The sequence below is a fragment of the Streptomyces sp. Edi4 genome, from assembly GCF_040253615.1.
Lineage (GTDB): Bacteria > Actinomycetota > Actinomycetes > Streptomycetales > Streptomycetaceae > Streptomyces.
Map to the genome: position 1 here is coordinate 101,865 of NZ_JBEJGY010000001.1, position 10,275 is coordinate 112,139.

Consider the following 10,275-nt stretch of genomic DNA (forward strand, 5'->3'; position numbering starts at 1 on the left):
ACTACGGCCGGCCCCCGTCAAGCTGCGTCGGCCTCCTCCGCGGCCGATTCGCGCCGGGGTACGTACACCCGTCGCCACGGCGCCCGGCGGCCTTCCACGCGGGCCCGGTCCTTGGCCCGTTCCCAGGCGCGCGACACTGCGCTCTCCGTCATCTCGAGGCGCTCGGCGACCTGCTCGACGGGCAGGTCCGTCCACTCCATCAGGTGCAGCAGCACCGACCGGCGCGCGCTCGCGTCCAGAACCACCGACTCCCCCAGCAGGTATCGGTCGGCGACGTTCTCGCCCTGCGTCGGCGCGGGGGCCTCCGCGTCGTCCCGAGGAAATGCGGCGGGGTTGTCGACGTCCTCGTCATCCCAGGCAAGCGGTCCGTAAAAGCCGTCAGCCTGCGCCTGGCGCCGTACACGCTCGGCATTCCACGCGGGAACGCCGTGGTCCTCGGGACGCTGGTTCCACAGCTCGTCGTACACGCGCACCACTGCCTTCGCGAGCGCCGCCGAAATTCTGTCGCTCCGCAGGGAGTTCCGGAACGAGACGCCGTTGCGGCCCACCCGAGCGGCCACCTGCGCCCGGGACCAGCCGACCACTGCCAGCGCTTCAACCCGCCGGACGGTTCCGAGGGGGGCGATGCGGGCACTGTCGGGGAAGTCGGCCAGAGCGGGCCAGAAGCCGAGGACCGCCTCCCCGAGTTCCCGGGTCACCTTTTCTCCCGGTCCGTAGCCGTACGTTCCGCTGGCCACGTGCCGTAGGGAGCTCTCACGGAGGCCGAGTGCCTGCTCCACTCCCTTGCGGGGCATTCCGATCTCGGCGAGCCCCGCCAGGTGGGCCCGGACTGGCTCGGCCGGCATGAAGGGATCCCATTGCCCATAGGCGATCAGACGTCGGCGACGGCGCGCCCAGCGGGCCTTAGCGGCCAGAACCGCCGGGTTCATCACGGTGCTCGTTGCGCTCACGCCTTCTTCAGCTCCTGCACGGCCCGACCGTAGGTGCCAACCCCCACACCGAGGTAGTCCGCTCCGTCGGCGTGGCGGGCTCCCTGCGCCCGGAAGCGCTGGAGTTCGTCGCTGTAGTCGTCACGCAGGCGCTGCCACAGCGGGCGCCGGTCGCCCCGCTGCCGTCGGCCCATCACCTTTCCGCTGGCCCCGCTCCACCACAGCGCGACCCGTACGGTGATCGCGTCCACTTCGATGCCCTCGGCGGTCAAGATCTCCGCGATCCGCCGGGGGGCGACGGCTGCGCTGCGCAGCTGGTGCAGCCGATAGCGCCAGCGCGGGGTGAGCAGCTCGTCGGCCCGGCGGAGGTCGGGGCGCTCGCCGAGGAGTTGAGCCGTGGTCAGGATGCGCCGCTGGGCCGCCGTCAGGCCGCCGAGGACTCCCCCGCCGTCGTCGGGGTCACCCGCGATCCGCTCCGTGAGGCACTGGATGCGCACGGGGCAGGTGCGGCACACCGCCCGGGCGCGGGCCTCGGCTGCGGCCGAGGTGCCGAAGAAGTCGTCGGCGGTCTCGGCGGTGCAGGCGCTGCGTCGGGCCCAGTCGGTGTCGGCCGGGGTGGTGGGGTGGGTGAGGACTGCGGTGGTCATGCTGCTGCTCCCAGGGGGTCGAGAAGGGCGAGGTGGCCGGGGTCCATCTGGGTAAGGTCCGTGACCACAAGGAGGAGTTGGGGGCCGGACTTGAGGACGTCGCCGAGGCGCATGTCCGGGCCGAGGAGCCGGGTGGCGTCGTCGTCTGCGAGCACGCCGGCGTCGACGATGCCGTCCAGGACGGCCTTGGCGGAGGGGTACCAGTTGCCCGGGTCGCGGCGGCGTCGGTCCTTGGCGCGCAGGTAGCAGGTGACGTACGCGCGCTCGAGGTGCGGAATGCGGGCGACCTGGGCGGCGATTCGGGCGGCCTGGCGCAGGGCGCGGGTGCGGTCCGACCGCTGCAGGTGGTGGAGTCGTTCGTTGCTGGTCATCAGCGTGAGCCCGGTGGGCAGTTCGAGGTGCCAGCTGCGGGCCGTCGGCCGTACGGACGGCTGGGTGCTGTTCATCAGCGCTCCTTCTGGGTGTCGGTGTCGCAGCTGGGGCACAGGTCGACCAGGCGCTTGCCGCGGCGGCGGCGCCCCCAGCCGTCGCGGCGCCCGTCGGCGCGGACCTCGCGCGCGGTCGTGGAAGTGATCTGCGCGCGGACCGCCGCCGACTCGGGGCAGTCCCGGTCGGCGGCCGGCCCGTCGCAGGCGACCTCGACACCGATCGGGTAGGCGGTCACGGGCCCGCCTCCGTACGGGGCGTGGGGTAGTCGTCGTGGGTGCGACCGTCCAGCTCGCGGCCTGCCTTCCCCTTGCCGAGGCTGTAGACCTGGGTGAGCCGGGCCCGGTCGTGCCCGGCGCGCAGGGCCTCGCCGTAGCGGGGGCCGTCGGGGTAGGCCAAGTCGCCGGGCTGGTAGACCGTGCCGTCGTCGGCCAGGCTCACGCCCAGGCCGCGCCGCCCGCGGACGATCCGGCCCTCGGCGTCGACCGGGGCGTCCGGCCCCCACTGGCCCCACTGCTTGAACAGGAACGGGACGCCGGAGCTGGCACAGGCGTCGCGCAAGGAGCGCAGCCAGTCCGGGTGGACGGGGCGTGCCCCGGGCCCGGCCTCGCCTCCGGCCACCACCCAGTCGAGCCGGGGGCCGGTGACCAGCGGGTGCATCTGCAGGCCGGTGGCGGTCGTGCGGGGTTCGCCGAGGCCAGGCCGGCCGGTGAGCCAGTACGTCAATTTGAGGCGCACGCCCAGCGGGTGGAGGGGGCCGTCGAGGTCGATCGGGCCGAGCAGCGGCTCGGCGCTGATCCACCGCACAGCGGCCGGGGTCTCCAGAAGAGCCGGGATGCGCATATCGGCGGTCTTCTGGTCCTCGACCGAGACGCCCAGCCAGAGGTTGGGCAGCGGGTCGGCGAAGCTGCTCCACCACCGCCGCATGTGCTGCTCGCGGGCGTAGCGGGGCAGACCGGGGGTGGCCGGGTCGGCGACGAGGGCGGCCTCGGCCTCCTCGCACAGCAGCCGGAAGTCCGGGCTGCCGAGCAGGGCCCGCATCCGTCCGTGCCGCTTGGTGAGCACCTGGTAGGTGTGGCGCGGGGTCAGCGCCATCACGGCGAAGACGCGGGCGATGAAGGCGTCGGGGACCTGCTCGTGGAACAGGTCGCTCTGCGAGTCCACGAAGATCCGCAAGGCCGACGTGCGCCGCAGGGGGTCGGTAAGACGCTGCTCGAGCAGGTTGACCTGCCCGGTCCAGTCGAGTCGGCCGCCGCTGTGGTGGGTGGTGCCGGCGAACGCCTCGGCCACCTTCGGGTTGGGGTTGCGGCTGCGGATGTGCGCGGTGCGGATCGCGTAACAGCCGTCACAGCCGCGGGAAACCCGAGTGCAGCCGATGACCGGCGACCAGGTCATGTCCGTCCATTCGATGCTGCTACGCGCGGACACGGTCGGCCTCCTCGATGAGGCGGAGCAGGTCGGCATTGGGGCGCCACAGGCCGAGCGTGCCGGTGGCGGGCACCGGGTCCTTGAGCGGCCGCCAGTCGGCGAACGTCCAGTGGAAGACTTCACGGTCGCCCCAGGGCGCGCAGCAGCCGCCCGTCTCCAGGTGGGAGCCGGTCAGGCGACCGACGGCGAGCACCGCGCCGGTGACGAGGTCCTCGCGGGCGGGCAGCCCCTCCAGGCCGAGGACTCGCGGGTCGTGCAGGCCCTGGCGGTGCGGCTCCCTGCCGGCGTGCAGCAGCACGGTGCTGTCCACGAGCGCGGCCGGGACCGGCCAGGTGCGGTTCTCCACCTGCTTGCCGTGCAGCAGTGCCCAGGCGTATGGCTGGCGGACCGTCAGCGCGCGTACCTCACGCGGCGGTTCGACGACTTGGTGGGCGCAGTCGCCGGTGAAGCAGGGCTTCGCCTGCTCGCGCCACTGCTCCTTGGTAAGGCGCTTCAGAGTCCAGCCCGCCGCAGCCTCGCGGCGCCGGTCGGCGATCTTCGGGACAGCCCGGCGGTAGGCGTCCTCGGCCAGCGGCACTTCGGCGACATACGCGGAGCTGTGCGCGCACCCCGCGGGGTCGAAGCGCACCCAGTGGTCGGTCGTGGCGCTCACCGGGCGCTGCCCGGGATGCCGGGGGCGGCCTGCTGTGTGCGCGCTTTGATGATCTCGTTGTCGAGGAGGGCACCCTCGAGTGCGGCGACCTCGTCGGCGAGTGCCAAGGCGCCTTGCACGGTGTGGCGGTAGGCGTGCGCAGGTCCGGCCTCGCTGAGGTAGTGCCAGCCCGGGGCCGCAGCGCTGTCGTGCCAGAACCGCTTCTGGCGCGGTGCTCCGTCGGTGACGGCCCACAGGGCGTCGAAGGGGCCGGGGCCGCGCTCGACGGTGAGCTCGCTGTACCCGCCGAGGGTGTTGCGCAGCGGGATGCGGAACTCGCGGACCTTCACGGTGAGGTCGGCCAGGCGCTGTTGTTGCTCGGTGATGATGGCCAGCAGCCGCGGTACGTCGGTGCGGGCGTGCGCCATGAACGCGGCGTCGTTGAGGAGCTGCTGGTAGTCGCGGTCGGCGTCCCAGTCGGAGTGCCCCTCGATGTTGTCGATGGGGTCCTCGTCGAGACGGGCGATCTGGCGCGTGCAGCGGTAGCCAGTGCCAGTCTCCTGGAGGCCGGCGACGACCTCGACCAGGGTGTCCTGGTCGTAGACGCCCCAGACGCCGTCGGTGGCGGCGGCCTGGCGGGCATCGACTTCTACGAGGTACGCCGCGTGCCGGGCGGGGAAGGGCGTGGTGGGCTCGGGGCTCATGCGGTGAAGTCCTCGTCTCCGGTGCACTCCTGGGCCTGGCGGCATACGGCGGCCAGGTCGTCGGGGTGCTCGACGGTCGTGCGGTGGATGTGGTCGTAGCGGCAGCGGCTGCGGGCGTGCAGGCGCCCGGCGGCGAAGTGGAGGTCGGAGTAGTCGTCGACCAGGGCGGTGGCGGTGTCGTCGTCGCCGATCCAGTCGCCGGCCTCGACGGGGAGGTGCTCGTGCCCGGCGCCCATCCACACCAGCAGGACGTTGATCTGCGCCTCGTGGGCGGTGGCCTGGCCGGTGGTGAGCTGGGTCGGGTCGGGGACGGGGACCTCGAGCGGGTTCAGCGGACCAGGAGTGTCGACGCGCAGCCAGGTGGCGAACAGGGCGCTGCCGGAGGCGGCGATCAGGGCCATGCCCAGCTCATGAAGCGCGTAGGCGTCGCCGGTGATGCTGCCGAGCGGTCCGGTGACCACGCCCTCGTACATGCCGAGGGTGCCCGGCCGGGTGTCGACGTCGTACTCCTGCCCGGTGTCGAGGGCGGAGAGGGCGATGGTGGTCATGCCTCTCCCCCGCTCGGGCTGAGGGTGCCGGGGCGGTCGGCGTCGAGGTACTGGGCGGCGGCGGCCATCGCGGCGGCGATCTCCGCCTCACGGGCGAAGCGGGCCAGTTCCTCGGCGGTTCCCTCCAGGACGACGCCGCCGACGTGCAGGCGCCCGATGTAGGTGCCGTCCCACTCCAGGCGGGTGTAGCTGTCCAGGTTGGTGTCGTGCGCCAGCAGGACGTGCACCGGGCGGGGCAGGCTCGGCTTGGCTGCGAGCACGTCGTCGGTGAGGCGCTGCAGGAAGGCGCGCAGGCGCTGGTACATAACGGTGGGTCTCCCTTGGGTGTCAGGCCCGGCCGGTGCGGGTGCGGAAGGGCTGCTCGGGGTCGCGGTCGAAGCGGAGTCCGTCGCGGTACCCGGTGGCGTACTCGGTGTCGGCCTGCTCGGTGATCCACGCGCGGCGGACGGCGGTTACCTTCGGCGGGGCGGTGGCCGCGTCGGCGCGCCCGCTCTCCAGGCCGGCGAAGTCGGCGGTCAACTCGGGGGTGGGCGCGGACGCGAGGGTCGTGATGCTCATGGCGTGCTCCTGTGTCGGCTTCAGGTGCGGTTGAGGGTGGTGGTGCGCCGGCCCGGTCGGCCGCTTCTCGGACGCCGACCGGGCCGGTCGGTCAGGCGACCAGTGCGGTGGTCTGCTGCTCGAGGCGGTCGGCGAGGCGCAGCAGGCGGCCCATGACCTCGCTGGTCGTCGGCGGCTGTTGGTCGGGGCCTGCGTCGCCGACGGCTGCCCAGTGGCTGACCGTGTCGATGACCTGGTCGTCGTCGTGGGCCTCGGGCCAGGCGGCGGGCAGGGTGCTGTAGACCGCGCGGATGGCGGTCATGGACCTCTGCGAGTCCTTGATGTGGCCGATCGCGGCCTTGGCGTCGGTGCGAAAGTCGGTGGGCAGGATCAGGGTCGCGGCCTGGTAGAGGGCGGCGACCACGTCGAGGGCGCCGTCCGGGCCGACGAACTCGTCACCGGTGTGCAGGCCGTGACGGTTGATCAAGCCGGCGGCGTCGCGCAGCACCTTCGGGGTGGCGTTCATGGGGCTCTCCAGCCGGTCGTGCGGATGTGAGCGGGGTGGGTCGGCCGGACGCGCGAGTACGTGCTCTCCGCGCGTCCGGCCTGCTAGGCCCGGCCCGGCCCGCCGGGAGCCGGGGTGGCTCGACCGGTCGGGCTGGGCCGGAGTTCAGGGGCTAGCCCCAGCGGGACTCGAAGGTGTCGGGGCGGCCGTAGCCCTCGTCGTTGGCGAGCGCCCACTCGTGGCCGTGTTCCTCGCAGAAGGTGAGGCCGTCGCCCTCGCGGGCCTCGTCGGCGTTGAAGACGAGGCCGCAGGTGTTGCACTCGGCGATCTCGGCGTCGGCGGGCAGGGCGATCCCCGCGTTCGCGGCGGCCTCCTGGGCGATGCGCAGGCGTTCGCCCTCGTTGGTGAGGCCGCCGTCGTCGGTGGCCGCGCCGCCTTCGTAGCCGAGGAGTTCCATCAGGGCCCAGTGCAGGTCCTGCTGCTCGGGGCCGAGGTCGGCCAGAAGCCGCTCGGTGGGCAGCGCGGGGGTCAGGAGCTTCTCGGGGGCTATGGCGGCCATCGAATCCTCGATCCGTAGCGGGGGTGGTGTTCTCTGTCGGCGCTCCAGACGTTACGGGAAACCCAATACGTAAGCAAGGGGTTTGAGAGTCGCGGGCAAAAAGAAACCCCCTCCGTTGGCGGAGGGGGATGCGGGACGGCGTGACGCGCGGTGCGTCCAGGTGGTGGGCTGGGTCAGTCCTCGTCGCCACTCTGGCGCTCGCCATGCAGGACGAGGATGTCGGAGAGCGAGACCAGGTGCTGGCGGCCCCTGACCCAGACGTCGACCCCAGCTGCTTGCGCTTCGCGGCGCAGCGTCGAGTGGGACACAGGATGCCCCGTCGGCTGGAAGAACTTGGCGGCAGTGAAGAAATCGACGAGATCGTCCGGTGGCGGACCGGCGGGCCGGGAGGACATGGCATCACCCATCTTCAAAAGGGCGCGGCGCCCCGTAAGGAGCGCCGCGCAAGAGTCTTCGCTGGGTGGCTAGTTGGCAACCCGCTGCGGCCTGCGACTGGACCGCTCTGCGGCCAGCTGGGCCAGGGTCCACATCGTCGGCTGGCCCCGATCGGCGCAATGCCGGTTGACACACATGGCGGCCTTGTGTGCGGCCAGCCAGATCAACCCCCAGGTTCGGCAGGCCGGGCACGGCTCGCGGCGGATCACGTCGGTCTCCCCCATCAGCAGGGCCGATGCCGTCGCGTGCCGCCATTCCATCGCGGCAAGGTACGCCTGCCAGTCCATCCCCAGATGGCTGGCCTGGATGCGTGCCCGCTCGTATGCGGCCGCCCGGCCCGGCTGCCCGGGAGCGGGCTGCGGCGCCGGCGCGCTGCGGGCCTTGGCGATGAAGTCGGCTACCTCCCCGTCACAGGCAGCCAGGTGGTCCAGGACTGTGTCGTTGGCTGGAGCGGAGCTGTGCACTCGCGTCGCCGTTCGACCGCTCCGGGGCCCCGTCGCTGTCGAGCCGGCCCTCTTCCAGTCGAGGCTGTCCAACTCGTCAAGAAGGTCTGCCGGCTCCTGCACTGCGGCTTCCGCCGGCGTCCCCGATGACCTGATCATGTTGTTCCCCACCCCCATGGAGCTCCCGGCCCCGGCGTGTTGAGGGACACGCGACAGGGCAGAGCAACGCACTGATCTCTATGCGATCTAGGGGCTCATCATGCCATGGGCACATGCGTTCGGACAGGAATTAGGCCGCCGCTTCTGTCCTGGCCTGCCCTGTTACGAGATCCAGACATCGAGCCGCGTGTGGCGTTACTCCGCGCGGGATACAAAGTCGGGAGCACGGACCGCTTCGACGGCCATCCCGGAGAGGTACGACGCCTGATGCTCCGTGAGAACGCCTGCGGCACGGGCTCCGTCGATGAGAAGGCCGAATCCAGCCGCCGTGATCCGGTGTGCCTCTGCGGTGCCTGCTTCGGTAAGGGTCCGACCCATGTCCTGGAAGATCTTTTCCCACCAGACGGCCACTTGATGGTCTGGCACGCCGCTTTGCGGGTCCGTGGGACCGCTGCTCGTGAGACGCGGTCGGAGGGGGATCACTTCAGCATCCGCCGCGGAGCGTATGGGGTGGTCTCCCCCGGAGTTATCTCGCGCGAGGCTGGGGCCCATCACTCCACCTTTCCGGCTGGCAACATAGGTTCACGGTGGGGCCGCCGGTGGCCTCCCCCGTGCCGAGCCAGGGTGTCAAAGATCCCGCGGGATACACCAGAGGCAACGGTCAACTAGACAGCAAAGTGATGCTGAATTAACGGCAATGGTGCATCTTCGGTCTCTATGGGGGACGCCCCTGCGCACGTAAGCTGCCGCGTTCTAAGTGCCGACAAAGAAACACGAACCCCGTGCGTAGGGGCGTCAGAGACCCACCAGGAGAGTGCGCACACCCCCCGGTGACACGGGGAGTGTATCGCGCGTTGGTTCCAACCAACAGTGATCTTTAGGGCGTCGTCGAAGAAGTGATTGGTCCCCAATCACTCCGGGCGTGCAGGTCATCGCCCCCCCGGACTGGGGCCGGGTTGTCCCATCTCGCCGAAGGTTGACCGTTCTCACTGAACCTTGTCCGTCTCGCGGATCTCCTGCTGGGCCAGGAGGTACTTCTGCTTGCGCTGCTCAAGCTCGCCCTCGGTGAGGATGCCGCAGCCGCACGGGTCGTCGAAGAACTCGGGGTCTGGGTTCTCACACCACGGGTCAAGGCAGTAATGCTTGCCGATCTGGGGGTCGTAGATCATGAACTCAATGTGCCCGGCCACGTGGCTGCTGGTAGGCAAGGCACGCTCAAGCCCCACTCGAAGTTACCTACGTTGCCTGCGCGACAGGGGTGATTGGGCACCAATCACCCCTGTCCCCCTCGTCCCTGCTAACGCTGCTTGCTGAAGCCCAGCCCCTTAGCGATGGCGATGTAGTCGTACGTCGCCTCGCCGGCCCGGTCGTACTGCGGCAACACCTTCTGGTGCGCGTAGGACTCCGGGATCTTCGTGGAACGCCGTACGCCGATCTGTTCCCCGGTGTGGCCGCGGAGCACCAGGTCACCGTAGCTGTTCACGGCCATCTTCTTGCCGTCGTCCCAGACGGCGCCCTGCGAGCGGCTGGTGGGAACGTCGACCATGATGATGCCCTTGAGGACTGCGTGGGCGCCGAACTCGCCGAACTGCTCCTCCACGAGGGCGATCTTCTGCTCAATGCGCGTGAGGCCACGCAATTCCTTGAACCCGGGCTTGATGCAGGCGACCACCTCGTCGCTCGCCAGGATGGCACCGATCACCACCAGGCCGAGGTTTCCGGGGCAGTCGATGATGACCACGTCGTACTCCCCCTTGACCTGGTCCAGGAGCCGCTTCAGCCACAGCTCGCGAGCCATCGCCGTGGTCAGGTGCTGCTCGGCGTTCTCCATCTCCCCCGACCCGAGCACCAGGTCCAGGTTCGCCAAGCGCTTGCTGCCTGCGGCACCGGCCGGGCCGGCGAAGGCCGGGACGATCGCCTCGCGAAGCTTTGCCCCGTTGGCCAGGCAGTCGTAGATGGTCTTCTGGCCTTCCATGGCGTCGGGGTTCATGTAGCCGAGCGCGACAGAGGCATCGCACTGGTCGTCGCCGTCGACAACGAGCGTCCTATAGCCCCACTCCGCGCAGATGGCGCCGATAGTGACGCCGGAGGTGCTCTTGCCAGAGCCGCCGACCTGGTTGGTCATCGAGATGATGCGCGGGATCGTTTCAAGCTGAGGTGCCATGAGGTCTCCACAGTGCTGGCCTCGTGAACACGCGCGCGGACCGGCGATCGGTGGGAACCGCTGGGCATAGCCCGGGCGTGCGCTGGGGCTGGTGAGTACGGGAGCCTGCCGTGGGGACCGCCGGTGCCGTAGAGAGTTCGCTGGCTGGGGCGTCGGGGGA

At 70.7% G+C, this 10,275-nt stretch carries 16 protein-coding genes; all 16 read right to left on the reverse strand.

Annotated elements, in window-relative coordinates; translation table 11 throughout:
* Nucleotides 1-17 precede the first annotated feature (17 nt).
* The 16 genes from ABR738_RS00710 to ABR738_RS00785 all read right to left on the reverse strand — a co-directional run bounded on the left by ABR738_RS00710 (nt 18) and on the right by ABR738_RS00785 (nt 10,115).
* Complete coding sequence (locus ABR738_RS00710) at nt 18-950, reverse strand: hypothetical protein (protein ID WP_350227955.1); 933 nt, start codon at nt 948-950, stop codon at nt 18-20.
* Nucleotides 947-1,576, reverse strand: a complete 630-nt coding sequence (locus tag ABR738_RS00715) for a WhiB family transcriptional regulator (RefSeq protein WP_350227956.1) — start codon at nt 1,574-1,576, stop codon at nt 947-949. The genes ABR738_RS00710 and ABR738_RS00715 overlap by 4 nt, the downstream gene beginning before the upstream one ends.
* On the reverse strand, nt 1,573-2,022 hold the full coding sequence (locus tag ABR738_RS00720; protein WP_350227957.1) for a RusA family crossover junction endodeoxyribonuclease: 450 nt from the start codon (nt 2,020-2,022) through the stop codon (nt 1,573-1,575). Before ABR738_RS00720 ends, ABR738_RS00715 begins: the two co-directional genes overlap by 4 nt.
* Nucleotides 2,022-2,240: a hypothetical protein gene (locus tag ABR738_RS00725; protein ID WP_350227958.1), complete on the reverse strand. Its 219-nt coding sequence runs from the start codon at nt 2,238-2,240 to the stop codon at nt 2,022-2,024. The genes ABR738_RS00720 and ABR738_RS00725 overlap by 1 nt, the downstream gene beginning before the upstream one ends.
* Nucleotides 2,237-3,430, reverse strand: coding sequence for a DUF5131 family protein (locus ABR738_RS00730; RefSeq protein ID WP_350227959.1), 1,194 nt, complete (start codon nt 3,428-3,430; stop codon nt 2,237-2,239). Before ABR738_RS00730 ends, ABR738_RS00725 begins: the two co-directional genes overlap by 4 nt.
* A complete protein-coding gene (locus tag ABR738_RS00735; protein ID WP_350227960.1) occupies nt 3,417-4,082 on the reverse strand; it encodes an ASCH domain-containing protein in 666 nt (221 codons plus the stop codon). The genes ABR738_RS00730 and ABR738_RS00735 overlap by 14 nt, the downstream gene beginning before the upstream one ends.
* Entirely contained in the window at nt 4,079-4,765 is a 687-nt protein-coding gene (locus tag ABR738_RS00740) for a hypothetical protein (protein ID WP_350227961.1), read from the reverse strand. Before ABR738_RS00740 ends, ABR738_RS00735 begins: the two co-directional genes overlap by 4 nt.
* A complete protein-coding gene (locus ABR738_RS00745) occupies nt 4,762-5,313 on the reverse strand; it encodes a hypothetical protein (protein ID WP_350227962.1) in 552 nt (183 codons plus the stop codon). Before ABR738_RS00745 ends, ABR738_RS00740 begins: the two co-directional genes overlap by 4 nt.
* On the reverse strand, nt 5,310-5,618 hold the full coding sequence (locus ABR738_RS00750; RefSeq protein WP_350227963.1) for a hypothetical protein: 309 nt from the start codon (nt 5,616-5,618) through the stop codon (nt 5,310-5,312). Before ABR738_RS00750 ends, ABR738_RS00745 begins: the two co-directional genes overlap by 4 nt.
* Before the next feature lie 22 nt (nt 5,619-5,640).
* Nucleotides 5,641-5,871: a hypothetical protein gene (locus ABR738_RS00755; RefSeq protein ID WP_350227964.1), complete on the reverse strand. Its 231-nt coding sequence runs from the start codon at nt 5,869-5,871 to the stop codon at nt 5,641-5,643.
* A 91-nt stretch (nt 5,872-5,962) separates the two neighbouring features.
* A complete protein-coding gene (locus ABR738_RS00760; protein WP_350227965.1) occupies nt 5,963-6,376 on the reverse strand; it encodes a DUF6197 family protein in 414 nt (137 codons plus the stop codon).
* Between the two features lie 151 nt (nt 6,377-6,527).
* Nucleotides 6,528-6,914, reverse strand: a complete 387-nt coding sequence (locus ABR738_RS00765) for a hypothetical protein (protein WP_350227966.1) — start codon at nt 6,912-6,914, stop codon at nt 6,528-6,530.
* A gap of 173 nt (nt 6,915-7,087) precedes the next feature.
* Nucleotides 7,088-7,321 (reverse strand): hypothetical protein, encoded by a 234-nt coding sequence (locus ABR738_RS00770; protein ID WP_350227967.1) that lies wholly within the window; start codon nt 7,319-7,321, stop codon nt 7,088-7,090.
* A gap of 57 nt (nt 7,322-7,378) precedes the next feature.
* The gene (locus tag ABR738_RS00775; protein ID WP_350227968.1) at nt 7,379-7,813 is read right to left on the reverse strand and encodes a hypothetical protein; all 435 of its coding nucleotides are present in this window, start codon (nt 7,811-7,813) and stop codon (nt 7,379-7,381) included.
* 1,124 nt (nt 7,814-8,937) lie between these two features.
* Nucleotides 8,938-9,120 (reverse strand): hypothetical protein, encoded by a 183-nt coding sequence (locus ABR738_RS00780; RefSeq protein WP_350227969.1) that lies wholly within the window; start codon nt 9,118-9,120, stop codon nt 8,938-8,940.
* A gap of 128 nt (nt 9,121-9,248) precedes the next feature.
* Nucleotides 9,249-10,115, reverse strand: a complete 867-nt coding sequence (locus tag ABR738_RS00785; RefSeq protein ID WP_350227970.1) for a ParA family protein — start codon at nt 10,113-10,115, stop codon at nt 9,249-9,251.
* Nucleotides 10,116-10,275 lie beyond the last annotated feature (160 nt).